Source organism: Phytobacter palmae (genome assembly GCF_039409775.1).
Classification (GTDB): Bacteria; Pseudomonadota; Gammaproteobacteria; order Enterobacterales; family Enterobacteriaceae; genus Phytobacter; species Phytobacter palmae.
Map to the genome: position 1 here is coordinate 258,537 of NZ_JBCIVJ010000001.1, position 26,855 is coordinate 285,391.

At 50.3% G+C, this 26,855-nt stretch carries 25 protein-coding genes; 17 read left to right on the forward strand and 8 right to left on the reverse strand.

What is annotated here, in order from left to right:
• The first annotated feature begins 108 nt into the window (after positions 1–108).
• Both AAIG39_RS01270 and AAIG39_RS01275 read left to right on the forward strand, forming a co-directional pair.
• A complete protein-coding gene (locus AAIG39_RS01270; RefSeq protein ID WP_090082327.1) occupies positions 109–411 on the forward strand; it encodes a hypothetical protein in 303 nt (100 codons plus the stop codon).
• 160 nt (positions 412–571) lie between these two features.
• Positions 572–784: a hypothetical protein gene (locus AAIG39_RS01275; protein WP_090082329.1), complete on the forward strand. Its 213-nt coding sequence runs from the start codon at positions 572–574 to the stop codon at positions 782–784.
• 108 nt (positions 785–892) lie between these two features.
• Here the strand turns inward: AAIG39_RS01275 and AAIG39_RS01280 are convergent, their stop codons facing one another.
• The 3 genes from AAIG39_RS01280 to AAIG39_RS01290 form a co-directional block, all read right to left on the reverse strand.
• Complete coding sequence (locus AAIG39_RS01280) at positions 893–1,141, reverse strand: biofilm development regulator YmgB/AriR family protein (RefSeq protein ID WP_343193020.1); 249 nt, start codon at positions 1,139–1,141, stop codon at positions 893–895.
• 165 nt (positions 1,142–1,306) lie between these two features.
• Complete coding sequence (locus AAIG39_RS01285; RefSeq protein ID WP_343193021.1) at positions 1,307–1,780, reverse strand: hypothetical protein; 474 nt, start codon at positions 1,778–1,780, stop codon at positions 1,307–1,309.
• Positions 1,767–2,576 (reverse strand): winged helix-turn-helix domain-containing protein, encoded by an 810-nt coding sequence (locus AAIG39_RS01290; RefSeq protein ID WP_343193022.1) that lies wholly within the window; start codon positions 2,574–2,576, stop codon positions 1,767–1,769. Before AAIG39_RS01290 ends, AAIG39_RS01285 begins: the two co-directional genes overlap by 14 nt.
• Positions 2,577–3,176: 600 nt before the next feature.
• On the opposite strand from AAIG39_RS01290, the gene AAIG39_RS01295 reads away from it, so the two are divergent.
• The 3 genes from AAIG39_RS01295 to AAIG39_RS01305 all read left to right on the forward strand — a co-directional run bounded on the left by AAIG39_RS01295 (position 3,177) and on the right by AAIG39_RS01305 (position 7,410).
• Positions 3,177–3,617 (forward strand): winged helix-turn-helix domain-containing protein, encoded by a 441-nt coding sequence (locus tag AAIG39_RS01295; protein WP_090082338.1) that lies wholly within the window; start codon positions 3,177–3,179, stop codon positions 3,615–3,617.
• 402 nt (positions 3,618–4,019) lie between these two features.
• Positions 4,020–5,696, forward strand: coding sequence for a methyl-accepting chemotaxis protein (locus tag AAIG39_RS01300; RefSeq protein ID WP_343193023.1), 1,677 nt, complete (start codon positions 4,020–4,022; stop codon positions 5,694–5,696).
• A gap of 112 nt (positions 5,697–5,808) precedes the next feature.
• The gene (locus AAIG39_RS01305; RefSeq protein WP_343193024.1) at positions 5,809–7,410 is read left to right on the forward strand and encodes an EAL domain-containing protein; all 1,602 of its coding nucleotides are present in this window, start codon (positions 5,809–5,811) and stop codon (positions 7,408–7,410) included.
• On the opposite strand, the gene AAIG39_RS01310 is transcribed toward AAIG39_RS01305, so the two are convergent.
• From AAIG39_RS01310 to AAIG39_RS01320, 3 genes are all read right to left on the reverse strand, one after another.
• Entirely contained in the window at positions 7,385–8,008 is a 624-nt protein-coding gene (locus AAIG39_RS01310) for a LysE family translocator (RefSeq protein WP_343193025.1), read from the reverse strand. The two genes, AAIG39_RS01305 and AAIG39_RS01310, sit on opposite strands and share 26 nt — an antisense overlap.
• Positions 8,009–8,092: 84 nt before the next feature.
• Complete coding sequence (locus tag AAIG39_RS01315) at positions 8,093–8,884, reverse strand: phosphate/phosphite/phosphonate ABC transporter substrate-binding protein (RefSeq protein WP_343193026.1); 792 nt, start codon at positions 8,882–8,884, stop codon at positions 8,093–8,095.
• Complete coding sequence (locus tag AAIG39_RS01320; RefSeq protein WP_249572938.1) at positions 8,874–9,851, reverse strand: fatty acid desaturase; 978 nt, start codon at positions 9,849–9,851, stop codon at positions 8,874–8,876. The genes AAIG39_RS01315 and AAIG39_RS01320 overlap by 11 nt, the downstream gene beginning before the upstream one ends.
• A gap of 634 nt (positions 9,852–10,485) precedes the next feature.
• Here AAIG39_RS01320 and AAIG39_RS01325 point away from each other — a divergent pair.
• The 3 genes from AAIG39_RS01325 to AAIG39_RS01335 all read left to right on the forward strand — a co-directional run bounded on the left by AAIG39_RS01325 (position 10,486) and on the right by AAIG39_RS01335 (position 13,581).
• A complete protein-coding gene (locus AAIG39_RS01325) occupies positions 10,486–11,721 on the forward strand; it encodes a hypothetical protein (protein ID WP_343193027.1) in 1,236 nt (411 codons plus the stop codon).
• Positions 11,722–11,803: 82 nt separating this feature from the next.
• Complete coding sequence (locus AAIG39_RS01330; RefSeq protein WP_343193028.1) at positions 11,804–12,613, forward strand: hypothetical protein; 810 nt, start codon at positions 11,804–11,806, stop codon at positions 12,611–12,613.
• Positions 12,604–13,581, forward strand: a complete 978-nt coding sequence (locus AAIG39_RS01335; protein ID WP_090082356.1) for a hypothetical protein — start codon at positions 12,604–12,606, stop codon at positions 13,579–13,581. Before AAIG39_RS01330 ends, AAIG39_RS01335 begins: the two co-directional genes overlap by 10 nt.
• A 207-nt stretch (positions 13,582–13,788) precedes the next feature.
• Here the strand turns inward: AAIG39_RS01335 and AAIG39_RS01340 are convergent, their stop codons facing one another.
• Positions 13,789–14,682: a LysR family transcriptional regulator gene (locus AAIG39_RS01340; RefSeq protein ID WP_090082358.1), complete on the reverse strand. Its 894-nt coding sequence runs from the start codon at positions 14,680–14,682 to the stop codon at positions 13,789–13,791.
• Between the two features lie 112 nt (positions 14,683–14,794).
• Between AAIG39_RS01340 and AAIG39_RS01345 the strand changes: the two genes are divergently transcribed.
• The 6 genes from AAIG39_RS01345 (at position 14,795) to AAIG39_RS01370 (ending at position 22,228) form a co-directional block, all read left to right on the forward strand.
• Positions 14,795–15,940, forward strand: a complete 1,146-nt coding sequence (locus AAIG39_RS01345; RefSeq protein ID WP_343193029.1) for a serine hydrolase domain-containing protein — start codon at positions 14,795–14,797, stop codon at positions 15,938–15,940.
• Positions 15,937–17,097, forward strand: a complete 1,161-nt coding sequence (locus tag AAIG39_RS01350) for an MFS transporter (protein ID WP_343193030.1) — start codon at positions 15,937–15,939, stop codon at positions 17,095–17,097. The genes AAIG39_RS01345 and AAIG39_RS01350 overlap by 4 nt, the downstream gene beginning before the upstream one ends.
• 91 nt (positions 17,098–17,188) lie before the next feature.
• Positions 17,189–18,109, forward strand: a complete 921-nt coding sequence (locus AAIG39_RS01355) for a LysR family transcriptional regulator (protein WP_343193031.1) — start codon at positions 17,189–17,191, stop codon at positions 18,107–18,109.
• Positions 18,110–18,217: 108 nt separating this feature from the next.
• Positions 18,218–19,411: an MFS transporter gene (locus tag AAIG39_RS01360; RefSeq protein WP_090082365.1), complete on the forward strand. Its 1,194-nt coding sequence runs from the start codon at positions 18,218–18,220 to the stop codon at positions 19,409–19,411.
• A 25-nt stretch (positions 19,412–19,436) separates the two neighbouring features.
• Positions 19,437–20,456 (forward strand): NAD(P)H-quinone oxidoreductase, encoded by a 1,020-nt coding sequence (locus tag AAIG39_RS01365; RefSeq protein ID WP_343193032.1) that lies wholly within the window; start codon positions 19,437–19,439, stop codon positions 20,454–20,456.
• A 347-nt stretch (positions 20,457–20,803) separates the two neighbouring features.
• Positions 20,804–22,228, forward strand: coding sequence for a methyl-accepting chemotaxis protein (locus AAIG39_RS01370; RefSeq protein ID WP_090082370.1), 1,425 nt, complete (start codon positions 20,804–20,806; stop codon positions 22,226–22,228).
• Between the two features lie 144 nt (positions 22,229–22,372).
• On the opposite strand, the gene AAIG39_RS01375 is transcribed toward AAIG39_RS01370, so the two are convergent.
• A complete protein-coding gene (locus AAIG39_RS01375; RefSeq protein ID WP_090082373.1) occupies positions 22,373–23,299 on the reverse strand; it encodes a LysR family transcriptional regulator in 927 nt (308 codons plus the stop codon).
• A gap of 155 nt (positions 23,300–23,454) precedes the next feature.
• Here AAIG39_RS01375 and AAIG39_RS01380 point away from each other — a divergent pair, with 155 nt between their 5' ends.
• The 3 genes from AAIG39_RS01380 to AAIG39_RS01390 all read left to right on the forward strand — a co-directional run bounded on the left by AAIG39_RS01380 (position 23,455) and on the right by AAIG39_RS01390 (position 26,822).
• Positions 23,455–24,543 (forward strand): 4-oxalomesaconate tautomerase, encoded by a 1,089-nt coding sequence (locus tag AAIG39_RS01380; protein ID WP_343193033.1) that lies wholly within the window; start codon positions 23,455–23,457, stop codon positions 24,541–24,543.
• A gap of 94 nt (positions 24,544–24,637) precedes the next feature.
• Positions 24,638–25,882: an MFS transporter gene (locus AAIG39_RS01385; RefSeq protein WP_343193034.1), complete on the forward strand. Its 1,245-nt coding sequence runs from the start codon at positions 24,638–24,640 to the stop codon at positions 25,880–25,882.
• Between the two features lie 76 nt (positions 25,883–25,958).
• Positions 25,959–26,822 (forward strand): fumarylacetoacetate hydrolase family protein, encoded by an 864-nt coding sequence (locus AAIG39_RS01390; RefSeq protein WP_090082381.1) that lies wholly within the window; start codon positions 25,959–25,961, stop codon positions 26,820–26,822.
• Positions 26,823–26,855 lie beyond the last annotated feature (33 nt).

The window sequence follows — 26,855 nt, forward strand, 5'->3', positions numbered from 1 at the left end:
AGCTCAACGGCATTTCAAATAAGGTCAGCAAAATGAGGCAGATTTGGCCTGCATGTGCATAATGGTTAAGGCTTGTGTAAAACAGTGTCGTAAATATTGAGAGGCGAAATGAGTAAAAATGATAAGGACAAACTTGTAGATACTGTCATGGGAGAAGCGATTCTTACGCTTCTGGAATCAGCGGATGATATTTCTTTCGATGCATTAATTGTGCAGTTGCAGGAAAACCTGAGAACAGAGACCGACAGTGAAAGGCAGGAAGCCTGGCGAAGCGCAATCAGTGGCGTGCACCATTTCCGTATGCAGCCCGAAAACAGTAAAAAAAGCGCCTGGTCTTTGCAAACGACCCAGCGCAAAAATCGACTCCGAAATGACACTTTTTTAAGTATCAGTAAAGTAATCAAGCACTAAGTCTACGCGCCCTGTTTAACCTGTACGGTTAACAGGTTTGCAGTCCCACCCCGCTTCTAATCAGACTTGCTTCAGCATGTTCTTACATAATGCTCATTGTGAATTTGAACCGGCCTGACGGCCTTAGAAGACGTTCCTCATCTCAGCAACGGGAGAGTAATTGAACGAAAATGAGCAAGTTCAACCAGAGGAAATCCATGAGGCGATTGGCCTGGCAGCCACTTATCTTATGAATTCGCACCTGCCCATAAAGGCAGATAACCTCGTCATGGTGCTTCGCGCGCAGGAAGTCATGGCAACATGCTCCCGCCAGAGAAGCGTTCTCGAAGCCACCCGGCAATATCTGATGCAACGGCGCAAAAAGCCGCTGTAATGGCTACCAGGCATTATTCTGGCGTGTCGGAGACAAGTATGATCGACATCTGCCTTCGCTCACATTGCGAAGGCAGCATGTCATAAGAGGGAAATCAGAAAATTTGAATTAGACGTCGTCAGGTGTTTTGTGAACCACCATTTCAAGAGCGTTGCGATAGATATCAAGTTTGACGACATCTTTTTCAATTTCAAGCAGTTGAATAAGTGCAAAGATAAGATCTTTATTGCTCACTTCCGCCTTACGAACTCTAAGGTTCTGTGTGATTTCTGCGATAAGTTGTTCTTCCGCCTCGAAAGCATGAGGATCGCGACCAAAAAAGGCGTTTAGTTGTTCCTCAGTTGTCGTGCTCTGCATATTCATTCCTGTAAAAAAGTAGACAACGGCTCTCTGCAAGATGTCAGAAGAACCTAACCAGGAATAAAATTAGACAGCAATCTCATGGCCTGCAACGTCGTTGATGAAATTTTTTGACCGTCCGGTCCAGCGACGGACCTGCCGCCCTTTCCAGTCCGGCAATTATCAATCCTGGCGGCTTTTTGTGCAGTAAAACACCGGCGTATGACCATAGACGAAATAGTAGCTTTCCGCATTCGCACGCACGATATCAATGCTGATGCCCCGATCGCGCAGATGATAGAAATCAGGCACATGGTCCAGCAGGGGTTCCGCCCGTTTTGGCAGTTCATTGGTGTCATTCGACACCATGATCATTTGTCCATTCTCATACCAGTAATTAAAAGAGACGTTATTACTGGCAGCCAGCGCAGGCTGCATCCCTTTTATATATTTACCTGACGACTCATAACTGCCACTGCCGCTGTCGAATGAATAATCGGTAATGATATCCAGTATGGCATCATCATCGACAATGATCGCATGTGCGCCACAGGTAAAATGGTTACGCTGGTAGTTGAGATACCCGGCGCAAAGTAACGGTGCAGCAATGGCGATTATGACACCCCCCCAGAGCAGATAAAGTTTATTGGTTTTCATGATATTTCTGCCGATAAAAAAGGGTTCTGCAACGTGCGTTAACACTGTCAGGTGTTTTATCACATACGAAGATAGATATTCCCTGTTGCAAGCGATTGATAGTCATATAAGCCCTATCTCCGGCCTTGCAATTAACAGGATAACGCGCCGATAGCGCGTTAAATTGACTGCGGCTTTGCTCGATATCGTACCAGGAGGAGAAAACCTCACAATTACCTATTTTTCCGATCTGCTGATAATCGGCAAACACAGATTTATCATTATTAAGTGAGCCATAGAGCACAGCGCATGAGAGACAAAAAAGCAGACCGGCAAAAAACCAGGAGACAGGTGCGCGCAATAACGAATCCAATTTTGAGTCTTGTTGATCGATTATTGTATTGTCATTCGCAGTGGGTATTGGCTCGACGATAGCAGGCGCTGGTACATCTTTCGCCCGGGGAAGAAAATCGCCAGCTTCTCCCGCACAAATTTGCGCGACAGATTTAAACCCAGCTTTTGGAATTGTTTTAATCACCTCATCGGTCAGTCCTGCCGACTTCAACGCCTTTCTGACAGACGCAATGGCCTGATATAACGCGTTAGTCGTAACAACCGCACCCTGTTTTCCCCATACAGCATCAAATAAAAAACGCTGCGAAAGCACCTCTCCGTTATGTAAAAGAAGCTGCAATAAACATTCACTTACCGGGCCGTGGAGGATAATGCACTGGTCAGGGTAGTTTTGTATGGCGCAAAGACGTCGTTCATTGGGCTCAAACAGAACAACATTGTTAATCAGCCAGACTCTCTTCATAGCGTGACCATCAGAGAAATACACACTATAGATCCCCTTGAAACGTCGGCATGACTAAAAATCTGATTCAGACTTTTATTGTTATCTTTCAATACTTTAATCTCATTTACCTTAAGCGCCAGCCTGCAAGTTGCTGTCTTTAAATTGCTTTCCATTCATTATAAATCATATAACGTCACTCCACTTTTTTTCCATAATCTCTAGAGTAGCTGACATCCGGCACCGTGATTGGGCCACAGTATGTTCTCTGCCGGACAGCGTACTTTCAGGCTTAGAGGTGAAACCAAAAACCTTTAACCAGCATTAATAACTGGCTACCACAAAAAATATGGTGATAAATCTTGATGATTAAGATCGACATCTTTTGCAGTAAAAAGAGGAATATCAGGTTCGTTTTTTAGAATTTACAGCTTAAGATTTTACTTAAAAAAGATTTTATGATTGAAGCATGGTTTACCACCCGCCCGCAAATAGTGCAGTGGATCGGAGATTGGAAAGCCCCGGCATCAGCCATATAATCCACCCTATAAATGTATGGTTATCGAGAAGCACTCTGTGTTGCGGCATCAGGCCGAGCTATTTTAATGCGAGCATGACAGAATGGGCTATCGCTTATACGGATTTATGATTGGTAAAGAAATACATTTCGACATTAATAGTCGTCGATTGTACAGGCTGCCAACCAGCCACACTGATAATAATCTTATATTCGCTTCTGTCGTTTTTAACGATACGATGATGAATCTGTTTCTTTATTTATTAAAATATGGTCGTCATAAAAACATCAGTAAAGAGGAATTGTTTCATAACATTTGGGAAGTGAGCAACCTGAGCCCTTCTTCGCAAAGACTATGGCAGGTTTTAAATAACTTAAGTAAAAAACTCACACTTATCGGCCTGCCTCGTGATTTTATAATTAATAAGAAAGGCCGTGGCTATACTGTAAATTATGAGGATGTTACACCAATTTATTATCGAGTGAGTGAACTCCCGCCTCACTCTATTAAAAAAGAGGAGAAGCCAGATACCCTGAGAGAGTGATGTCAGCCAGGGGTTCGCCCTGAGCACACCCGTGCAAGGGGCTTTTTTTTATATTGCAATCCGATTATGGGGCGTAACCGTTCCCTTTTAATACTGATGATATGAAACCGTCCACTGACGATAATGCCGATACTGGAAGAATAAATGAATCTGATACAACCTTTTTTAAATTTGAAAGTTGGCAGGAAATTACTGTTAGGTTTCTCAATCGTATTGTTTGTCACAATTGCGGTTCTGACCTCCGGTATCTTCGGCTTAAAAAACATTCAGGATAAGGTCAGCAAGAATGAGCTTACGACCGATCTTTTTAATTCGCTTTCAAGCGTAAGACTTGGCCGAACCAATTTTCAATATACGCTTGACCAGAAGTATTTAGAGCAAACAAATAGTTCTGCTCGCCGTATGCAGGACACGATTAAACAGCTTAATAGTTTTAGCTGGTCGGTTGAGGGTAAAAGCGCGCTGGATAAAACAGCAAGTGCGGTTAGCGACTATATCGAAACGCTTAATCTTTTCACCAAAGCGCTGAATACGAAGAAACTTATTGAAAAGAAACTGGATACACAGGAGTTCAATGACGATTCTGCCCTGGCAGATAAAGCAAGCAAAAACAGTGCTCTCACGCAAACCCAGGCACTTCTGGCGGAACAAGTCGCTTTTCTCATGAGTGATATTGATTCGCAAGTCACTCTCTATAAAAACCATCCGACGGAACAGTTGCAAAAGGAGATTCTTCTTCGCCTGGCTGCCGGGAAAACGACAACTGAACAGCTTCTTCAGCACTTGCCGGATGACCAGCAAAGCTGGCTTGCCGATGATGTGCAATATTTTCAGAACATTGCTACAGAACTGGAACATTACCGTAATGTCTGGACGGAACAGTCCACCCTGTCATCTCAACTGACTGACAGAGCAGGAATTTTGACGAACGCAATTCAGGATCTGTTTGATCTGCAGCAGCAAATTGTCGCCAGCGTCGTGAGCAATGTGCAATGGCAAATGAGTACGGTCGCGCTGATCGGTATCCTGTCCGGTATCATCTTAGCGTTCTGGATCACGCGTGCCATAACCACTCCACTCAATGAAACCCTGCATGTGGCAGAACAAATTGCGAAAGGCGATCTTACCAGTACGCTGACCAGTAGCCGCCGCGATGAGCCGGGTCTGTTAATGCAGGCCGTTGCCGCCATGAATGAAAATTTGAAAAACATCATTTATGACGTACGTAATGGCGTGGAGAGCGTTGCCCGGTCATCCTCGGAAATTGCCGCGGGCAATATGGACTTATCATCTCGTACTGAACAGCAGTCCGCTGCCGTCGTGGAAACAGCCGCCAGTATGGAACAGCTAACTTCTACCGTGGCGCTGAATGCCGAAAATGCCAACCATGCGCGCCGGCTCTCAGAAGAAGCATCGCAAAATGCCAGCCACGGCAGTCAAATCTCGCAGCAGGTTATCGACACCATGAAGAATGTGCGCAGCAGCTCGCACCGCATTTCCGAAATTACCACGGTTATCAACAGCATTGCGTTCCAGACCAACATACTGGCGCTCAATGCCGCGGTTGAAGCCGCCCGTGCCGGCGATCAGGGGAAAGGCTTCGCCGTTGTCGCAGCCGAAGTACGTAACCTTGCCCAGCGTAGTGCGCAATCGGCAAAAGAGATCGAAAACCTGATTCAGGAATCCGTCGTCTACGTCGACAATGGTTTTACGCTGGTCGAAAGCGCGGGAGAAGCCATGTCTAAAATCGAGAACTCTGTAGCCCAGGTTCGCGACATCATGGGCGAGATAGCCGCCGCAACTGATGAACAAAGCCGGGGCATTTCGCAAATTGCCCAGGCAATGGCGGAAATGGACACCACTACACAGCAAAATGCCGCACTGGTTGAAGAGTCTTCCGCTGCCGCCAGCTCGCTGGAAGATCAGGCAGTGCAGCTCGAAAAAGTGGTCTCAATTTTCCGGGTGGCTAAAGACAGCGCCATTCAGAGTGAAAAACGCACGCTGGCACGCAGTAATCTGGCAGCGCTACCAAAGAAAAAAACCAGTAACCACGAAAATGGTGACTGGGCCAATTTCTGAGTTTCCGTTTTTCTGAATCCTCATCAGGCAATCATTACTCCTGATTGCCTGATGATAAATAAGCAACTGCGTTCTCCTTTTACTCTCTTTCTTACTACCACGACACCGGACTATGCCAAACCTGATTAAAACAACTACGTTGTTTTCGCAAATACAGCAGAAAACTTTTTTTGGCTTCGTCGTCATGACCGGCACTGTGAAATTTGTGGTCGCTATATTTTTATCACTGGTCTTGCTGGCATCTGGACTCAGTTTTATCGCCATGCATCAATTATATTCAGAACAGGAGAATGCGCGCGTCGCGGCACAAAGCGTCCTCTCCTATGCTGAGGAATTACTGGCAGAAGCCAGCGATGCCGCCAAAAGTAGCCTGCAGGCGCAACAGGTCTTATGTAGTGGCAGCATGGCTCAGGATCAGGCATTTTTGCTGAATCATTATCCACATATTCAGGCGATAAGTTTTGTGCAGGGGAATATGATCGGTTGTTCTTCATTAACCGTTGCACAGAGGAAAAAAGTCCCCCCGGCATTGCTTTCAGATAACGCTTTAAAAGAGGCTTCTGTTGAGAAACTGTTGTTTGATATGCCAACACTTTATTACCTTGCCAACATTCAAAATAATACGTTATTGGTCAATATCAGCACCTCGTTTATTAATAACGCCTTTAATCTTGATGGCGTTCTGCCAAATATGTATTTGCAAATTGGCGGCGCACAGGTCTGGAGTGACGGCAGCATTATTTATGCTTCCGGAGACGATGATCACTTTATGCACCTGAGATCGGCAACCTTTCCGGTTTCGGTCGCCTGGCAATCCCCTTTGTCGATACCGTGGTACCGCTTTATTGCGGAAAACAGCTCATTAATCGCGTTTGCAGTGTTGGTTTCAACATTGTGCGGCTATCTTTTTTGGCGGCTGACAGGCCATTTTACATCCTCTCTTATGGTACTACAGCAGGCGATTTCGCAACGCCAGATACACCCTTTTTATCAGCCATTCTTTCAGGGCGACACGGGCAAAATCGCCGGGTTTGAGGTGCTTGCCCGATGGAAACATCCTGTTTATGGTTATGTTTCACCTGATATTTTTATTCCACTGGCCGAGCAACACAATCTGATTGGCCCATTAACCCGACTGCTGATGCAGCAAATCACAACCGATTTTCAGAAGGCGATCCATCTTTTTCCCGATGGACTGTATATTTGCATCAATATCAGCGCACAGAACTGCCTTGATCCGCATTTTGAAATGGATATCAACGATATGATGCGCAAACTGGAAGCGAAAAAACGCCATATCGTAGTTGAAGTGACCGAAAGGCATCCGCTGCATGTTACGCCGCAGCTGAATGAATGGCTTGCCGCCCTGCGCCGCGCCAACATATCCGTGGCGCTGGATGATTTTGGCACAGGTTATTCGAATCTCGCCTACATTTGCGCATTGCAGCCTGAGTTTCTCAAAATCGACAAAATGTTTGTCAGCCAGATAGACAACAATACCGACACTCGCCTGGTGGAAAGCGTCATTGATCTGGCGAAAAAAATGCGACTTAAGGTGATAGCCGAAGGGGTGGAAACTCAGGCGCAGGTGGATTACCTGCGCGCAAAAAATGTCGATTTTATGCAAGGTTACTTCTTCTGCCGCCCACTGCCTGCAGAAGACTTTATTAAGCGGATGAGGCTGGAGGTCAGCGCTCCGCCGTCGCCAGCTTGAGCGCCAGCCCTAAAAAGACCACACCAGCAATCTTATTCATCACCTTTTGCGCTGCCGGCGACTGACCAAACCGCGCACCGGCGCTGGCGGCAAAGAGCGCCATCAGACTAAAGGCAATCAGCGTGGCGATAATAAACAGCCCGCCCAGCGCAAACATCTGCAAAGTGACATGCCCGGCTTGTTTATCAACAAACTGCGGCAAGAAGGCGAGGAAGAAAATTGAGACCTTCGGATTGGTAATATTCATCACAATGCCGCGCAGATAAAGCCGGGCTCCCTCACGCACCGGCCCGGTACTGCTCTTCGCAGCCGTTGGCTTCGCGCGAAACGCCAGCCAGGCAAGCCAGGTAAGATACGCAGCCCCGGCATATTTCAGCAGGCTAAAAGCCAGCTCCGATTGCTGGAAAATCACCGCCACCCCCAGCGCCACGGCGGTGGTATGGACTATCAGCCCCGTACACAGGCCAAGAGTGATAGTTAATCCGGCGCGGCGTCCGCGTAAAGCAGCCTGTGTCATGACAAACAGATTATCGGGGCCGGGTACAAACGCCAGAAACAACGCTGCTGCCAGGAAAGCAAAAACGGTATCAATGGACAAGGGTGAAACCTTCTGCAGAGTAAGGAATAAGGCGAGGTTAGCATTGAATGTCTCGTCGTAAAACGCCCTGTATTATCCGACACATTATAAATGCGTTACCCCCAGCGCCGCAGCCTCGTCGCGCCAGGCCAGCAAGGGGGAGTAAGCCTCCCTGGTAACCGGGCTAAACCCGGTAATCAACAGCGCGTCGCATACCGCCTGATAACGCGGATGGCTGACCAGCTCATGCAATGCGTCCTGGAGATTTGCCAGGGTATATGCGGACGTCTGTTTTGCGGTAATGAGGGGTAATCCTGGAGCCAGAGGAGTGGAGCCAATCACCGTCAGCCCGGCCAGCAGTTCAGGTTCATGGCGCTGTAACAGCGCCCAGCTCACGCAGTCGATGGCCGCGATATCCGCCGTTCGCTGGCCAAGCGCCGCCAGCGATTGTCGGTGGCTGCCGCTCAATACCACCGCCGAGAAAAACCTCCCGCCCTGCGCCAGCGGCGCAACCATTTTGCGTAATGCGTTATAACCCGATTGCGAGTCCTCAGCATTGCAGGCCACCACGCGGCCACGGAAATCCGCCAGCGTTTGTAGCGCGTTTTCCTCGCGAGCCACCAGCAGACTACGATAATGAAAACCGTCACAGCCGGGGGCGGAATAATGAAAGCAGCCGACCGTTTGCACGTCGGGCAACTGCGTGACCAGCGGAAAACCACAGGTCTGGCTCAGCAACAGGGCGTCATGTCGCCAGTGGGAAAGCAGTGCCTCCTGCGGCCAGAGCGCATTAACGGCTATGCCCCGCGCCGCCAGCAGTTCCGCCAGGGCGCGGATAAGCGCCACGGTGTCCGGGCGGTGTAAGTCATACATCGGAAAAGCGATTTCATGGCGCATGATGATCATTGCCCGCGTTAAAGCCTGGGTGCGCATTCACATCGACAGGGCGGAACAGGAAACGCCGCAGCCATATGCCATAACCACGCACCACAAATCCGCCATTGCGCCTCTGATAGTCATCGCGATCGTATAAGTAGACCGTGCGCAACCCGTACCAGGGCACTCCCGGTAAGTCATGATGTACAGAATGATAGTTCAGGTTGAGGAACAGCACTCGCCAGGGTAACGCGGCTTCGTTAATTACCGAGCGGGCCAGCGGGTCTTCTTCTGCCCGATGTTCCAGGAAAGAGCGCACCTTGGTGAGCGCCAGCGCCGGATAACTGACTGCCAGCACAAACCAGACGAGCGAGAAACCGCAGTGGGCAATCCACGAAAAGGTCACTACCAGCAACACCCCGTGAACCACCCACATCACAATCGCATCGCGCTGGCGGGCGCGAAACGCTGCGATCATTGCTGCAAGCATTTGCACAATGTCGAGCAACGGTCCCAGCAACAAACGCCCCGCAAAGGTGTTACGCAATTGAATAAGGCGACGATACCAGCGGGGTAAACGCTGCCAGTGATGTGCGGAAAAATAGTAAGACTCCGGGTCGTCATCCGGCAACGTCAGCAAATGTGCGCGATGATGCGCAAGGTGAGAATCACGGTACAAACCATACGGATACCAGACCGCCAGCGGCATAAGCCCCAGCAACTGATTAACCCACGGGTAACGTGTAGGATGGCCATGAATCAGTTCATGTTGTAACGACATATACCAGGCGGTAAACCAGATAAGCAGTAGCGTAGAGAGAAATAAACCCAGTGTTTTATGGAAGGCCAGCGTGGCAAACCAGCCGCCGTAGATAACAATGATGAGTACCCATGTTGGAAATTCACTTCGCCATAGCCATGACCCGGACAGCCGCCCGATAAACGCGCGCTGCTGCTCGTGCAGGTAAACCGCCTTACTTTTTGCCATCCACTCCACACCCTTTATTCAGCCGTTTCTCTCGTGCCGACGATGGGAGAAAAAGCCAGAAATAACAAAGAATTTAAATGGATGAGCTATTGCGAAAAAGCGCTATAGGCAGCCAGCAAATAAACAGACGCATGGTACTGTAAAGAAGCAGGCACATTCACCATGCGAGCATGGCGACGCAACAACGGCGTTATTACGGGTATAGGTCAAAACAAAAGCAGAGAGCACTGTAATGCCATAAAGAATCGATAACTTCGCCTGTCCAGACGGCAAATCTTAACTGCCAAAATAATAAACAACGGAAATCATTGTAAAACGAAATATTATTTGTCAGAAAATTTTGATAACTGACATCACCTGTCACCAGCATGCCTTACAACTTTCAGCAGGAGCGACGAATTGTACTTAAGTTTTCAGTAAGGATGCCGTTATTACACTAAACAGTTAAGACGACATGGCATTATGGAAGAGGCAATGTTATGCACCAGAACAGTACTGACAGCAATATTATGACTACAACGGCGCCATACCGATCAGGGTAGCTTAAAAAAGTGGCGTCAGAAGTCACTTATGATGAAAACAGTATAATCACTTGTATATAGACAGAACTAGTCACTGAGAAGGAATAAAAATAATGAGCATTTTGGATTTCATAGGGAATGGTCTTAGCAAAGCTGACAAAGTATATATTCATCCACTCATTCCCCGTTCTAAAACATCCAATGCGATATCAGCATATTGTTATGATATTTCTCATGATGATATTCTTGTTCTTGTAGATGATACTGTTTTCGGCAGCAGTAAGAATGGGCTCGTCATAACCAAAGACAAAATTTATTGTAAAGGCCAGTTAGAAAAACCTGCATCTTTTTCATTTAGCGAAAACACTCTGTTTTTTGTTGAGAAAAAAATGATGTCAGTTTCAGTCTATATTAACAATATTGAATTGATAAACACAACTCAGCCATCATATAAACATATTGATTATCTGTTTAACAAGCTGAATGATTTTATAAAAAATAATTTTAACTCTAACACGAATACCGAGGCTGCTGTGCCCCACACAGTTCCAGTTACAGAACCAGCCCCAGTTTCAGTTACAGAATCAGCTCCAGATCCAGCTCCAGATCCAGCTCCAGCTCCAGCTCCAGCTCCAGCTCCAGATTTTAATGCGGGTTATAAATCTATATACCAGATTTTGCCTGATGATGGATTAATGCAGAAAATAAAAATCGATAAAGGCGTGGATTCTTTTTTCGATTTCTTTTCAAGTGGGGATAACAGAAGCTCAAGTGAATTCGTCAGAAAAGAAATCAGCGGTTTTCTGAAGAAAAACATCGTTCACATCAGAAATAATTATATAGATAAAAACAATATTGTAGGATTGAAAAACAACAACGCAACAATGGAACTTTTGATATATTCACTTGCACTCTTGCGTCTTGAAATGGCAGAAAGATACGTAAATGAAAATGCCATTGAATTCGTACTCGTGGAAGGGATGAAAGAATTCATGGCTGCAGGCTCTGCATCCAGAGACAAAAATATCATAAACTATATGGTCAGGTTGTCATACGAATCAGGCGATAACTTCGATGATGCGACTACGTCATTATACATAAGACTGTTGAGCAGCAACATGCACGGAAAAACTGTCGGCGCTGATTTTGAATTAGAAAACTTGCTTGATAAATTCCATAATGACTCTCATTTATCGGATGCATCATCCCAGGAAGAGGTTATCAACAATATTCTTGGTGATATTATCTATCAATCAATTGAAGAGCTGGGTGATTTGTCCCGAGACAGAGAAATCAGTCGCCTTGCTCAACGCAGCGTGGATGTTGTGCTCGATAAATTTTCGCGATAAGGCAGCAGTAGATTTAATCGGCAAGGCTTTCTGAGGTCTCCCTGATACCTCAGAAAGGTCGATAATAACCACTGGAGACGTTATGGACAGGCAAACTACTTCGCCGTTGCTTATCGATCAGGCGCAACCGTTAGATGCGCTGCTACGCAAAGCAATGGCGGCTGACCTCGCGGCGCTGGCAGATACTCTTACCGACAACGGGCGTGGCCGGGTTTCGCTTAAAGAGGAAACGAAAAAAAGCATCCTGTTGCACAAGCGGCAACAAACCCTGCACACGATAGCGCCAGTACTGGCAACAGAAATCTGCGCGTTTGGCGGGAATACGGTCGCGAATGCTTTCCGGCAAAAAAAATCGCCAGCGTACGCCGTCGTAGCTCTGGATGTGGCCAAAAGAATTGGCGCTAAGGTCAATAAGAATGCCACTGTCGCGGAAATTGAACGCGCCATCATCGAAAAAACGTTACTCAAAGCGCTAAAAGGCGGCAAAAAAGAGGAACTGAAAGCCTTATTTAAAGAGCAACAACTGACGGTAGATCATGCGCAAATTAGCCAGCTGCTTAATGAGGGGAAAGCCGAAGACGTGCTCAGATTGCTGATCGCCTCATGCGGGCCCTATGCCGTCTCAAGGATGGTGAATGCCGCCATGCTTCCGGCGCTCAATCTGGCATTGAAAGCAGGTTTACCTGCTCTTGGCAAAGTTATTGCGGGCCGCGCTCCGACCTTGCTCAATCCGATCGCTGCTGTGCTTTCTGCCGCCTGGATGACCTACGATCTTACCGGGCCCGCCTACCGGGTAACCATACCCGCAGTTATTCGCATTGCCTGTATTCGTCAGGCCGATATCCAACAGCAAGCGGACACATTCTGTATGGAGCTTAAACAATGTCTATAGACGCAGATGTTTTATATCGCACGATTAAGCAGTCTCCGGATATCATCGAAGGGCTAAAAACGGGGCTGTATAAAATTTACGGCGGTGTGATACGTGTGACGAAGGGGCACGAAAAGGCTGGCAGCATCGTCGCCCATTTGATGTTCCCCAGCGATGCAGAAAAAGCGCAAGAAGGCATCGAGAGCCTGAAAAATGTATTGTCATCGCAAATGGGGACGATACAAAGCGGCATTGAGACGTTGCAAGGCTCAGTCAATACACTGCAGATGCTCCAGTCTGCAAATCTGGCGCTTTCCGGGCTCAATCTGGCCGTTTCTGTCGCCGGGTTTGCGATTGTCTGCCACAAACTCAACCGCATTGAATCTCTGCTCCACAGCCAATCGCAAAAGCTGGATACGCTGCTGCATTTAGCGCTGGATGCGCGTCAGCGCGAGTCATTCCGGGATATTGCCAGTTTTAATGCCGCGCTCAATACCGCCCGACAATTTGCGGAAATGGGCGATATTGCGCAGTTGAAAACGCTGGTTCACGACCTTAATGCCCAGTATGAATTTACCAGTCTGGCGCTCAAGAACACGGCTAACGCGGTTAATTCCCCTGAATTTTATCCCTCACTGCATGAACTGAGCATTTTGCAGGAACGTTTTATGTATCTGGGGTTGTTTCGTAGTTTTATTCAACAAAAAATCGGCGCTCCCCGCTATGCACTGGAATCGCTGGAGCAGCTCAACGCTGACTGGCTGGAGATAAACACAACGATTGTTGACGGGATAAGCCACTCTCCCGCCACCCTGCAGCAACTGTCGCGACAGGATGGAGACAATCTGCTCTCTTTCCTCAGCTACCGTAAAACGCGCATTGAGGCGATTGAATATCAGAGCAACCTGTTACGTCTGGCCATTGAGAAACCGGAAATTCTGGAGTTCATCAATGCCAGCAATGACGAGATTTTAGTGCTGGCAGCCTGATACCAGCGGACTGACGGGCGCAAATTTAGCGCGGCGTGTCGGTAAATGGCAGTTGCGTCAGCATCTGTTGCAGATTAATGGCATCCCTAAACAGATGTTCGGCGATGCCAACCCCGCAAGGTAAGCAACCAGCACTTCCATGCGCCTGCCGCAAAGCGCCGCCAGGGTGTACGGTTGCTATCTTCACGGGCTGGCTGATAAGACGATTTAGCTCGACGGCGGAAAAAGCCGCGCGCTAAGAAAATCGATCAGCACGCGCAGCTTTGGCGAGGGATATTTACTGGCAGGCCACAAAAGATGTACCACGCCGGTATGGCTGGCATAACGTGTCAGTACTTCCCGCAACGCCCCCTCTTCCAGCGCTTCACGAATGGCAAAATCAGGCAACCAGGCAATGCCCAGCCCGCGCAGCGCAAAGCAGACACGGGTCTCAATGTTGTTGCACACCATGGTTTTCGGAAGCACGAGTTCGTTTTCCGCATCGTTACCGCGCATCACCCAGCGCTCCAGTTTGCCGCTGGAGGGAAAACGGTACTGCAGACAGGCATGATGGGAGAGATCCGCAGGGCTTTGCGGTTCACCATAGCGGGCCAGATAATCAGGCGATGCGACGACAACAGTACGAAACTGCCCCAGTTTGCGGGCCGAGAGTCGCGAGTCAGCAGGCGGCCCGATGCGCAGCACGGCGTCATAGCCTTCGGCAATCACATCCACCATGCGGTCGGTAAATTCCAGATCCAGCTGGATCTGCGGGTACTGGCGCATAAAATCCCCCAGCACGGGTAGTACCAGCGAGCCCACCAGCGGCAAGCTCAGCCGCAAACGTCCTGTCGGGTGCTCCGCCGCCTGGGTGAGTTCCTGCTGTGCGGCCTCTATTTCCGCGAGAATGCGTCGGCTGCGCTCCAGGAGTAGATGCCCTTCTGCCGTCAGCGTAATGCTGCGCGTGCTGCGGTGAAACAGCCGTACGCCAAGCTTATCTTCCAGCCGGGCTATGCTCTTGCCGACCGCCGAGGCCGATACGCCAAGATTACGCCCGGCGGCCACAAAACTGCGCATTTCCGCCACCTGCACAAACACGACAAACCCGTTGAGACTTTCCATCTGCCCTCTCCATTACGGACATTTATTTCCATAGTGTCATGAAATATACCCCTCTTTTTCCGCAATCGTGAAGCTCCTACAGTGGATACGTTGAAAACTGAGGAGAGAGCAAATGCAAGATTTTATTCAGCCTGTTATTCGTCAGGCACTGGACGAACGCCGTCTGGTGGGCGTTGAGGTCATGGTTGCACGCCACGGACAAACCCTTTTTCACCAGGCTGCGGGCTATGCCGACCGGCAGACGCAGCGCCCGATGACGCTCAATACCCGTTTTCGTCTTGCGTCGGTGAGTAAACCCATCGTTACCACCGCCGCCATGGTGCTGGTACAGCAGGGTAAATTGCACCTTGATGATGCCGTTACCCGCTACCTGCCTGAGTTCACGCCGCCACTGCCGGATGGCGGCCAGGCCACCATCACGCTGCGTCAGCTAATGAGCCACAGCGCCGGTCTCGGCTACCGCTTCCTTGAAGAAGATATGAACGGTCCCTACGCCCGCGCGGGTGTTTCCGATGGCATGGATGCTTCCGGGGTGACGCTTGAGGAAAACGTCCGCCGTATCGCAACGGTTCCCCTGTTATATGCACCGGGAACCGCCTGGGGCTATTCGCTGGCGATTGATGTGCTGGGCGCGATAATTGCGAAGGTTGAGGGGCAACCACTGGATATTGCGGTAAAAACGCTGGTCACCGGGCCGCTGGCAATGGACAGCACCGGCTTCGCGTTATCCCCGGATCAGGCGGTGGCAACCGCCTATGTGAACGATAAGCCAGAGCCACACACCCTGCAAGAGGGCGAATTCGCCGCCCCCTTTGAGAACACCGTGGGTATCTGCTACAGCCCGTCACGGGTCTATAACCGTCAGGCGTATCCGTCGGGAGGCGCAGGAATGGTCGGCACCGTGGCTGATGTAATGCGCCTGCTTGAAACATTGCGCAGCGGTGGCGGTTCTCTTCTGGCCCCCGAATGGGTGGCGGAAATGGGCCGCGATCAGATTGCGCCACATGAGCTTGCGGATGCGCCAGGCACAGGCTTTGGACTGGGCTTTTCCGTTCTTCGCGATCCACTCAAGGCCGCCTCGCCGGAATCCCCCGGTACCTGGCGCTGGGGTGGTGCCTACGGCCACGCCTGGTTTGTTGACCGCGAGCAGGCGCTCAGCGTAGTGGCCTTTAGCAATACGCTGTACGAAGGCATGTCGGGGCAATTTGTCACCGATCTGCGCGATGCGGTCTACCAGGGCCTGCGGGTGGCGTCATGACACGCGCGGAACGCCTGCCTGTTTTGCCGTTGCTGGCGCTGGGGATGGCGGCATTTGTCACGATTGTCACCGAAACGCTGCCTGCCGGGTTGCTGACGCTAATGGCGCGCGATCTCGCTATCACACCAGCAGCGGCCGGGCAAAGCGTGACGGTTTATGCCGTCGGCTCGTTTATTGCAGCCATTCCACTTATGTCGTTACTGCAGGGATGGCGACGCCGCCGACTGCTATTGTTAACGCTCGCGGGGTTTACGCTGGCGAATACCGTCACCGCCGTTGCCAGCAATTACGGATTGCTGCTCGCCGCGCGCAGTATCGCTGGCATCGCGGCCGGTATTCTGTGGGCGCTGCTGGCAGGTTTCGCCGCCTCGATGGCTCCCGCCCATCAAAGAGGAAAAGCGATCGCGATTGCCATGGCTGGCACGCCGCTGGCGCTCTCTATCGGCGTACCCATCGGGACCTTCGTTGGCAATCTGATTGGCTGGCGGCTCTGCTTTGCAATACTTAGCGTGATGTCGCTGCTATTGATGATCATTTTACGCCTGAGCGCCCCGGATCATGCCGGGCCAGCGCAACAGCGGCGCATCTCGTTGCGCTGCGTGGCACAACGACCCGGCGTAGGTCGCGTACTGCTGTTGGTGCTCAGTTTCGTCCTGGCGCATAACCTGCTCTATACCTATATTTCTCCGTTTCTGGCCCCGGCAGGGTTGGCGGCAAGAACAGATGCTGCGCTGCTGCTGTTTGGTCTGTGTTCGCTGGTGAGTATCGCAGTAACGGGGATACTGATTGACCGCTATCTGCACGGACTTACCGTTCTGAGCGTTGGCCTGTTTATGCTGGCTGCCCTGCTGCTGCAACTGAATGCAACCAGTGCGCCAACGGTCCAGGCGGCGGTAATCTTATGGGGGCTGGCCTTTGGCGGCGCCGCCACTTTGTTTCAGACCGCAATGGTTACCCGCGCTAAAGAGGCGACTGATATCGCGCAGTCAATGCTGGTAACGGTATGGAATCTGGCTATCGCAGGCGGCGGCATACTGGGCGGCATGATATTACAACAGGTGGGCATACGGGGTTTCACTCCATTGCTGCTGTTGTTACTGATCGTAGCCATGTGGCTGGCATGGTCTGCGGGCAAAAACGCAGAAGTTTGTGAGTAGCAACACGCCCGGAAAGCTAATGCAATGAGCAGATCGGCACATAGCGTGATATGTTGTGCGTATTGTCAATAATTTTGCTAAACACGCAAAGATGATAACGCCCAATTTTGCCGAGTATCTTTCCGTTTTTGCCGACGTCGTCCGCAGCGGCAGCTTCTCTGCTGCCGCGCGTAAGCGTGCCCGGACCCCCTCTGCCGTGGTGCGGCAAATTGACGCTCTGGAGCATGAGCTGGGCGTGGCGTTATTCATTCGCTCAACGCGCTCACTGACGCTGACAGATTCAGGGCACAAGCTGTACCAGCGGGCGCTGCGCCTGCTTGATGAGCTGGCTGACGTCCATGCGGAAGTGTCGGCATTTGATATTTCTGTGTCCGGTATCCTGCGCATCGCCTGCCTGCCCTCTTTTGGTAAGCGGTACGTTCTGCCGGTCATCGCTGCGCTGGAAGCTGAACACCCGGCGCTTCGTGTTGAACTGGATCTCACCGAAAGGCTTTATAACCCGGTCACAGAGCGGCTGGACGTGATGATTCGCATGGGTGATTTGCCGGACAGTACGCTTATCGCCACGACGCTCGCGCCGCTGACGCGCCTTCTGGTGGCAAGTCCCGCTTACCTTGCGCGCACAGGCCAGCCGGTAAATGCCAGCGAGCTGGCATCGCACCGCCTGCTCGATAAACTGCACGGCACCGACCTGCTGGGATGGAAAGAGATCCCCGGTTTTTCGCACAGCGATGCGCAACGTGCCGGGGTGTTCTTTCGCTGCGATGATTTTGAAGCTTTGCGCGGTGCGGCGCTGGCAGGGATGGGTATCGCCTTCCTGCCCACCTGGATGGTCGGCCAGGATGTAAAAGCAGGCATGCTGACTCGTCTTTCGCTCGACGCCGAACCCTGGAATGCCTCCCCGTCGCGAATTCACCTGTTACGCGCGCTGCCACAGCCAGGCACCAAGGTGCGCGCTTTTAATGAGGCGCTTTGCCAGGCCATCGGTACACCGCCTGTCTGGGAACCCTGAGTCGCATCTTTGCATAATGCGCAAAGATGTTGCGTCTGAAACGGCGTTATCATTCAGTATCGTGCCGTATAGAGTGGTGGCAACACTTGATACGGGATTGATGCCATCATGGTTAGCTCTTCATCATCTTCTGCGCCGCTCTCTGCCACCACGGTTTTTCTGATGGCCCTGGCCTGCGCCTTTGCAGTTTCAACGCTTTATTACAACCAGCCGCTACTGGCCAGCATGGGGGCGAGCTTCGGGCGATCCGATGCTCAGGCAGGTCAGATTGCTATGTTGACGCAACTGGGTTATGCCAGCGGTCTGTTCCTGTTGGTGCCACTTGGCGACCGTGTCGATCGTAAACGACTCATCATCACCCTGCTGGCATGCAATATGGTCAGTCTGTTTGCGGTGGGGATCTCGCCCAACTTTAACCTGTTAAAACTTGCCAGCTTCGCCGTCGGCGCCAGTGCCGTGAGCGCGCAAATCATTATCCCTACGATGTCGGGTCTGGCCGATCCCGCTTTACGCGGGCGGGTCGTGGGAACGCTGTTGAGCGGCCTCTCGGCAGGTTTACTGTTTGCCCGAACCTTAAGTGGCTTTGTTGGTGCCAGCGAGGGCTGGCGTATGATGTTTTTCATTGCCGTCGCCATAGATTCAGGGGTGATGGCGGTAATTATCATCCGCTTTCCGTCAACCGAACATGCCACATCATTGCCCTATCGCGCCCTGCTGTCGTCATTATGGGCGCTGTTTAAAGATGAACCAACCGTTCGCGCCGCCTGTGCTACGGGATTTCTGATGTTTGCCGCCTTCTCCGCATTATGGTCTACGCTCGCTATGTTGATGGCGCGTCCGCCGTATGAATTTGGTCCCGACGCTGTGGGGGCATTTGGCTTCGTTGGTATTGCCGGTCTACTGGCTTCCCCGTTGATTGGCCGGACGGTTGACCGTGTGGGTTCCGGCAGGATGCTTTTCGCCGGTGCACTGCTGTTAGTGGCGGCCTTTGCTCTGGTCGGCGTCGGTGCTTCACACCTGTGGTTACTCATCCTCGCGATGGCGATGATCGATATCGGTAACCGCGCGGGCCTGGTTGCGAATCAGAGTCGTATTACTGCGCTTTCGGCTACCGCGCGAAGCCGCCTTAATACCCTGTTTATGACCAGCTATTTTCTTGGCGGCGCAACGGGAACGGCGGTTGCGGCAACCACCTCGGCTTCACTCGGCTGGCACGGGCTGGCGCTGACCGGGACACTCTTTGCACTTACGGCGCTGTGCGCCCATCTTTTAATCAGTACATCAAAATCGTCGCTTCGCTAAAAAACGCAGGGACAGAGGAGAAAATATGTCTGAACAAACAAACGTGATTCCCGAAACCATGACTGCTATCGAGATCACAGAGCCCGGTGGCCCGGAGGTTCTGCAGGCAACAACACGTCCGGTACCGCGCCCTAAAGAGAATGAAGTGTTGATTCAAATTGCCGCAGCGGGCGTTAACGGACCTGATGTTATGCAACGCAAAGGGCAATATGCACCACCGCCGGGCGCATCGGATATACCCGGTCTGGAGGTCTCCGGTGTGATCGTGGCCGTGGGTACGAAAGTCCAGCGCGTCAAACCGGGCGATCATGTGGCGGCGCTGATCCCAGGCGGCGGCTATGCGCAATACTGCGTGGCAGATGAAATCAATGTCCTGCCATTACCGCCCGAACTTAGCCTGATCGAAGCCGCTGCCTTACCCGAAACATTCATGACAGTCTGGCTCAATATGTTCCAGCGCGGTCAGTTTAAAGCTGGCGATATTATCCTGATTCATGGCGGAGCATCTGGTATTGGCACGACGGCGACCATGCTGGCAAAGGCCTTTTGCGCCACAAAAATCATCACTACTGTCGGCTCAGAAGCGCATCGGCAGGCCAGCCTGAAACTGGGGGCGGATGTCGCCATCTTGTATAAAGAAGAGGACTTCGTGGATGCCGTTCATCGGGAGACCAACGGGCACGGCGCGGATATTATTCTCGACATCGTGGCTGGCGACTATGTTGCCCGTAATTATGCCGCCGCCGCGATGAACGGTCGCATTGTGCAAATTGGCGTGATTGGCGGCGTGGCTAAAGAGGTCAATTTGTTCCCTATGCTCAGCAAACGACTCACACATCTGGGCTCAACGCTGCGTTCACGTACGCCAGAGGAAAAAGCCGGGCTGATTAATGCGCTCACCGAAAATGTATTGCCATTAATTGAAACCGGGTCGGTAAAACCACAAGTCTTTAAAACATTTCCTCTGACGCAGGCGAGTGAAGCACACAGAATGCTGGACGCCAGTGCGCATATCGGCAAAGTGGTGTTGGTAATGGAGCAGTAAACGCACCGGCGATGTCTGGCCCTGAGGCAGACATCGCCATCAGAAATCATCTCCTGCCGCCAGAGCCCATCCCCCGTCCCATCAGTAAAGCCTATCGTTGCGTAACGTATAAACGATTAAAGTTTGTTCATTTCGCCTATTCCCATAAAAAACAAAGACTATTTTGCGCACAGTTTTTGCAAACAAAATGTATATAGTTTCATTGCAAAATTATTTCTTTCTCCCCCTGTATTTCTTTCTCACTACTCCTGTTAGACTCCATATAAATCGCACACTATCAAATATCGAGCGATTTATATGGCGTGCCTTTTACGCTTTAAGCCACCTCTCTAAAACAGAGCGCGACTATGAACACATTAAAAAACTTCACCATCCGCCGCGTTGTGCTATGCATCCTCCTCACGGCATTTGCACTTGTCACCGTTACTGGCGGTTATGCCGCTTATACCGCTCACAACATGAACAAATACGCCGAACAGAGTGCGGCGCAGACACAACAGGCCCTTTTCCTCGCGCACGCCACACTGGTTTTAAAACATGGCTCAGACGCTGAAAAACAGGCTCTCAAAAATGAAATCCCCGCAGGCCCGGAGTGGGCAACCCTGTCCCAGGCGTTGTCGGACACCTCCGTTAACTGGGATACAGAAGCCACGGCGCGTGTTAAAGACCTTATGCAGCATTCCGTTTTCGACACGGCACTGAATACGTCTGACGGTAAACGACTGAATGTAGTGCTGCTCATTGCGCTACTTGCTCTCGGCGGGCTGGTGATCTTCTGTGACTGTTATCTGGTCATCCATCTGGTAAAACCGGTTGGCGAAATTCGTTCCTACTTCCATACCATTGCGCAGGGCGATCTTACCCGTGAGCCAAAAGAGATCGGACGTAACTGCGTCGGTCAGATGATCCCCCTGGTGAGGGAAATGCAGAACAGCCTGCTCAAGACGGTTACCGCTATCAGCGAGAACAGTGACGCTCTTCACCGTGAAGCGAGTGAGATTGCGGCGGGGAACAGCGACCTTGCAAACCGTACCACGCAACAGGCGGCGTCTCTGGAGCAGGCGGCGACGAGTATGGAAGAGTTAACTTCAACCGTAAGTCATAACGCGGATAACGCCCGCCAGGTTCGCGACCTCTCTGTGACGACCGCACACACAACGGAAAAAGCCAGCGAACTGGTTGAGAACCTTGCCAACACCATGAACCGTATCGCGCAAGGGTCTGAACAGATTCGCCAGTTCACCTCAACCATCAATAGCATTGCGTTCCAGACCAATATCCTTGCGCTTAACGCTGCGGTTGAAGCAGCGCGAGCCGGTGAACAGGGGCGTGGTTTTGCTGTCGTGGCGACGGAAGTACGTTCCCTTGCTCAGCGTAGCGCAACGGCCGCACGTGAAATCGAATCCCTGATAAAATCAGCAATCCTTTCGGTGCATGAGGGCAAAGAGATTACGGATGCTGCGGGTGCTGCCATGACAGAGGTAAAAGTGAATGTCGCCAGCGTGAATACGCTTATCGGTGAGATAGCACTGGCCTCCGATGAACAAAGTAAGGGGATTTCACAGCTCAATCATGCGGTTGCGGAGCTTGACCGGGCAACACAGCAGAATGCCGGGCTTGTCCAACAGGTTACGACTTCGGCCAATAATCTCAACGCCAGAACCGAAATCCTGAATGAAGTAGTCAGTCACTTCACCCTCCCCGGCACCACCGTACGGCGGGATAGCGCCAGCGTTGATTTTACCAGGAAGCTCATACCTGCCAGGGCATAATGAGCGAGACCCACGCAGAAGAACGATCTTAATCGTCAATAGCGTAACGGACACCTCAGTTGCTGTTGTAGAACACTGTGGTATCCGTTACGCATAAGGCAGAATCATTTTCTGCCCGCATGCCCAACAGCCAGCCCCTTGCGTTTAATGACTGAATTTGCCAATCCAGGGGCTGGTTTTATCCTGCGACCATAGTTTCATCAACATCTCGCGAAATTTCTCAGCCGCAGGGCTCAATGAATCTCCCCTTCTTAAAACCAGGCCGAGTGTTCGTCGGATAACGGGTTCTATCAGAGGGCGGCTAACCAGCACATGATGCTCATCGGTAGGCATTGCCAGGCTTGGGACAACCGCGACACCCAGACCAGCTTCCACCATGCCGAGGGATGTAGAGAGATGCCTCACTTCATAAAACCAGTTTGGCTGCCAGTCGAATCCTTCGAGAGCCTGGTCGATCAGGAGTCGGTTGCCGCTCGATTTACGGACCCCGATTAGCCGAAGCCCGGCAAGATCTTCCCACATCACCAGCGATTTTTTGGCGAGTTCATGATCGCGTTTGCAGGCCAGAACAAAAGGCTCATTAACCAGGGGGGTAAACTCTATATTTGGATGTGTGATGTTTATCATATTTATGCCGAAATCTGCGTCGCCATTAAGCACAGCTTCGAGGCAGTCGCTGGCACTATGCTCAAGAATGCGGATGCGAATATTCGGGTAATGTTCATTGTAATCACGGATAACGGAAGGCAAGAAATAGAACGCGGCGGTAGGTAAACAGGAGAGCGTAATGACACCGGATTGATGCGTTGCCATCTCTTTAATGCTGAGAATGGAGCTTTCATAAAAATCTATGAGATTCTTTGCTTTAGGCAGGAAATCTCGCCCGACGGCGGTCAGTTTTACGCGCCTGGTCGACCGCTCAAATAATGTAGTGCCCAAACTCTCCTCCAGCTTTTTTATTCTCCTTGTTAAAGCTGGCTGGGAGATGTGTAAAAATTGTGATGCGCGTGTGAAACAACCAATTTCCGCAATCTTAACAAAAGCTTGAATACCCTGTAATTCATGCTGCATGTTTATCCCCCCACATTTACCCGGTCATTAAACCATCCTAACCGACAGCTTATTAATGTGTAAAACGCATTAATCCTTCGTTTTTTGACATTAGAGTTATTTATCAGCATGTGGGACGCTTACTGCATCATTTAACATGTGGAAAGAGAAAACCTATGTTCAACATACCTTGCGTACTGATGCGCGGCGGTACTTCTAAGGGACCCGTTATTCTGGCAAGCGACCTGCCCGCTGACACTCAGGAACGTGACGCTGTTCTGCTGTCTCTGATGGGGGCAGGCCATGAACTGGAAATTGATGGTATTGGTGGCGGGAGCCCGCAAACCAGTAAAGTGGCAATTGTGAGCCGTTCAGACAGCCCGGATGCTGATATTGACTATCTGTTTGCCCAGGTCATGGTGAAAGAGCGTCGTGTTGATACCACGCCAAACTGCGGAAATATGTTGTGTGCGGTTGGCCCTTTTGCCATTGAAAAAGGTCTGGTTGCGGCGAAAAACCCTGTGACTACGGTACGTATCCGCAATCTCAACACCGAAACCTTTGTTGACGCCGAAGTGCAAACGCCTGATTTCAAGGTTTGCTATGAAGGCGATACGCAAATTGATGGCGTACCAGGCTCTGCTGCACCGGTCGGCTTAACATTCCTCAATTCTGCTGGCTGTAAAACCGGTAAATTACTGCCGACGGGCAACACAACGGATCGCTTTGAGGGTGTCGAAGTTACCTGCATCGATATGGCGATGCCGATGATCTTAATTGATGCCCATCAGATGGATAAAACCGGTGGCGAATCTCCGGCTGACCTGGAAGCCGATCTGGCATTTATGCAACGCCTGGAAAAAATTCGTCTCAAGGCTGGCGAGGCCATGGGTTTTGGTGATGTGACCAACAAAGTTATTCCTAAACCTGTGCTTCTCAGTAAACCCACGGCAGGCGGCACAATTAAGGTTCGCTATTTCATGCCGCATAACTGCCATAAGGCACTGGCCATTACCGGCTCTATTGGTATTTCAACAGCCACCATCATAGATGGCTCCGTTGCTCAGAAAATCATTAGCGATCAACCGAAAGATGCCTTTACCAATATTGTTAATATCGAACACCCCAGCGGTAAAATTACAGTCTCATTATTAAAAGACGGAAATAAAATAGAAAATACCCGCGCTGCTGTCATCAGAACAACGCGCAAATTGTTTGAGGGCAGTGTTTATGTTCCGGAAGTCGCTTTAGCGGAAGTCATCTGAACATTAGCCAGCCTTTTAAAATCTTTACCGATTAATACCTTTAGCCTCTAATGGCTAAGAAGCTCTGTACCAGAAAGATAATGTCGAGGATATTATGGCTATAACGAACGTTAAAAATATTTCAGGTGGTTCCGGCGATGTAACAGCGAGTCAATACATCCGAGTAATATTTGCTTTAGCACTGTCAGGCCTGGCTGAATTAGCCTCTCTGTTTTTCATCCAGCCTTTGTTACCTGTTCTTGCGGTTGAATACGATGTCCCCGTCAGTCAGGTCAGTATTATTCTTTCCGCAGAAACGGCCCTGCTTGCCATTGGTTTGTTGTTCACGGGTACGCTTTCCGATCATTATGGCCGTAAGCGCCTGATTATTGTCTCCTTATTGCTGGGTGGATTACTCACCATTCTTTGTCCGCTGGTTCAGTCATGGGCGATGCTGGTAGCGTTACGTGCCGTTATTGGGCTGGCACTGAGCGGCATTGCCGCTGCGGCAACCGCTTACATTAGCGAAGAAGTGGCCCCTGTCGTTGCAGGCGTAGTAACCGGCTACTTTGTTTTTGGCAACTCAATGGGCGGAATGTCGGGCCGTATTGTGGCCAGCCAGTTGATTGAACATATCTCTATAAACACCATTTTCTATGGTTTTGCGGCAAGTCTGATTGTTGTTGCCGTACTGGTTTATTTTATTCTCCCCGCCTCTAAAAATTTCAAACCGACGGAAACGCTGAATGTATTCCGCGTGGTGAAGGGAGCAGCCTCGCATTTCCAGAATAAGAAACTCGCGCTGGCATTTGTTATTAGCTTTATCATTTTTGGCACCTTCACCTCTCTTTATAATTACCTGGCATTTTTCCTTAAGGGTGAGCCGTTCCATATTTCCCCTGCCAACGCTGGGTTGCTCTCATTCAGCTTTGCGTTAAGCTTTTTCACGGCACCGCAGGCGGGTCGGTTGTCCGCTAAATATGGCAGCATGAATGTGCTTCGCGTGTTGTTCGCCATCATGTCGCTGGGGATGTTACTGACATTAACCTCTAACGTTATCACCTTTATCATGGGTGCGGTCATCTTCACGGCATGCTTCTTCGGTTGCCATTCCATTGGTCTGAGCTGGGTAAGTAAAAACGCCACGCATGCTCGCGGGCAGGCCGTCGCCCTCTATTTATTCTTCTACTACATGGGTGGCTCAGTTATTGGATTCCTGAATGGTTTCGTCTTCCACTCAACCGGCTGGGCAGGCATGACAGCATTCATTATTGCTCTGCTGGTACTGGGCATGATTGTCGCAACACATCTTGCCTCAGGTACGAAAGCAAATCTGGTTCCAGCAGAAACATCAAAATAACCGCAAATCGTTCTACCACTCACGTCATCCGTTGGCGTGAGTGAATAAAGTTTACAAGCCAGAATTAGGTGTCATTATGAAACTTGCAAGTTACATACATCATGGTCGTAAAAGTTACGGTATTTATACCGAAGCAGGTATTATCGATCTTGGTCAAAAAATTGGTCAGCAATATCCAACATTGAAAGATCTGTTGCAATGGGATGCTCTCGATGTTGCACAGCAATATATTGACTACCCGGCGGACATTACAGATAAAGATATTACGTTCTTACCGGTTATTGAGGAGCCCGGGAAAATTTTTTGCGTAGGAATGAACTATGCAGAAAAAAGAAAAGAGTTTGCCGAAACCAACAATGCGCCAACACTCTTTATTCGCTTCCCGGATTCGCAGACGGGTCACGCACGACCGGTAATCAAACCGAATCTTACGGAGGAATTTGATTACGAAGGAGAACTGGCCGTCATCATTGGAAAAGCGGGCGAGAATATTAATCGCAACGATGCCTTAAGCCATGTTGCAGGCTATAGCTGTTATATGGATGGTTCGGTTCGCGACTGGCAGCACGCATGGTTTACTGCGGGTAAAAACTGGCGTCAGACCGGCGCTTTCGGGCCTTATATGACGACCGTTGATGAAATCCCGGACCCGCACGCACTATCTATTCAGACCTGGCTGAATGGCATGCTGGTGCAGAATGATTCAACAGCCAGTATGATTCATAAAGTCGCCGATCTCATTTCTTATATCAGCACATTCACAATGCTTAGCCCTGGCGATGTCATTATAACGGGCTCACCTGGTGGCGTCGGTAAAAAACGCAATCCCCCGTTATTCATGCACGAAGGTGATTGTGTTGAAGTCGCCATCGAAAAATTAGGCCGACTGACTAATACCATTGTCGAGTCAACGTCGCCATCTAATTCACTTGCCATTTAATTAGCTCGTCATAATACGTTATTCAGTATCGAT

Bases quoted from the DNA above. Each gene is read 5' to 3' on its own strand.
- AAIG39_RS01270 (WP_090082327.1), top strand. From the start codon at position 109: ATGAGTAAAAATGATAAGGACAAACTTGTAGATACTGTCATGGGAGAA.
- AAIG39_RS01280 (WP_343193020.1), bottom strand. From the start codon at position 1,141: ATGCAGAGCACGACAACTGAGGAACAACTAAACGCCTTTTTTGGTCGC.
- AAIG39_RS01285 (WP_343193021.1), bottom strand. From the start codon at position 1,780: ATGAAAACCAATAAACTTTATCTGCTCTGGGGGGGTGTCATAATCGCC.
- AAIG39_RS01290 (WP_343193022.1), bottom strand. From the start codon at position 2,576: ATGAAGAGAGTCTGGCTGATTAACAATGTTGTTCTGTTTGAGCCCAAT.
- AAIG39_RS01295 (WP_090082338.1), top strand. From the start codon at position 3,177: ATGGGCTATCGCTTATACGGATTTATGATTGGTAAAGAAATACATTTC.
- AAIG39_RS01300 (WP_343193023.1), top strand. From the start codon at position 4,020: ATGCAGGACACGATTAAACAGCTTAATAGTTTTAGCTGGTCGGTTGAG.
- AAIG39_RS01305 (WP_343193024.1), top strand. From the start codon at position 5,809: ATGCCAAACCTGATTAAAACAACTACGTTGTTTTCGCAAATACAGCAG.
- AAIG39_RS01315 (WP_343193026.1), bottom strand. From the start codon at position 8,884: ATGCGCCATGAAATCGCTTTTCCGATGTATGACTTACACCGCCCGGAC.
- AAIG39_RS01320 (WP_249572938.1), bottom strand. From the start codon at position 9,851: ATGGCAAAAAGTAAGGCGGTTTACCTGCACGAGCAGCAGCGCGCGTTT.
- AAIG39_RS01325 (WP_343193027.1), top strand. From the start codon at position 10,486: ATGAGCATTTTGGATTTCATAGGGAATGGTCTTAGCAAAGCTGACAAA.
- AAIG39_RS01330 (WP_343193028.1), top strand. From the start codon at position 11,804: ATGGACAGGCAAACTACTTCGCCGTTGCTTATCGATCAGGCGCAACCG.
- AAIG39_RS01335 (WP_090082356.1), top strand. From the start codon at position 12,604: ATGTCTATAGACGCAGATGTTTTATATCGCACGATTAAGCAGTCTCCG.
- AAIG39_RS01340 (WP_090082358.1), bottom strand. From the start codon at position 14,682: ATGGAAAGTCTCAACGGGTTTGTCGTGTTTGTGCAGGTGGCGGAAATG.
- AAIG39_RS01345 (WP_343193029.1), top strand. From the start codon at position 14,795: ATGCAAGATTTTATTCAGCCTGTTATTCGTCAGGCACTGGACGAACGC.
- AAIG39_RS01350 (WP_343193030.1), top strand. From the start codon at position 15,937: ATGACACGCGCGGAACGCCTGCCTGTTTTGCCGTTGCTGGCGCTGGGG.
- AAIG39_RS01355 (WP_343193031.1), top strand. From the start codon at position 17,189: ATGATAACGCCCAATTTTGCCGAGTATCTTTCCGTTTTTGCCGACGTC.
- AAIG39_RS01360 (WP_090082365.1), top strand. From the start codon at position 18,218: ATGGTTAGCTCTTCATCATCTTCTGCGCCGCTCTCTGCCACCACGGTT.
- AAIG39_RS01365 (WP_343193032.1), top strand. From the start codon at position 19,437: ATGTCTGAACAAACAAACGTGATTCCCGAAACCATGACTGCTATCGAG.
- AAIG39_RS01370 (WP_090082370.1), top strand. From the start codon at position 20,804: ATGAACACATTAAAAAACTTCACCATCCGCCGCGTTGTGCTATGCATC.
- AAIG39_RS01375 (WP_090082373.1), bottom strand. From the start codon at position 23,299: ATGCAGCATGAATTACAGGGTATTCAAGCTTTTGTTAAGATTGCGGAA.
- AAIG39_RS01380 (WP_343193033.1), top strand. From the start codon at position 23,455: ATGTTCAACATACCTTGCGTACTGATGCGCGGCGGTACTTCTAAGGGA.
- AAIG39_RS01385 (WP_343193034.1), top strand. From the start codon at position 24,638: ATGGCTATAACGAACGTTAAAAATATTTCAGGTGGTTCCGGCGATGTA.
- AAIG39_RS01390 (WP_090082381.1), top strand. From the start codon at position 25,959: ATGAAACTTGCAAGTTACATACATCATGGTCGTAAAAGTTACGGTATT.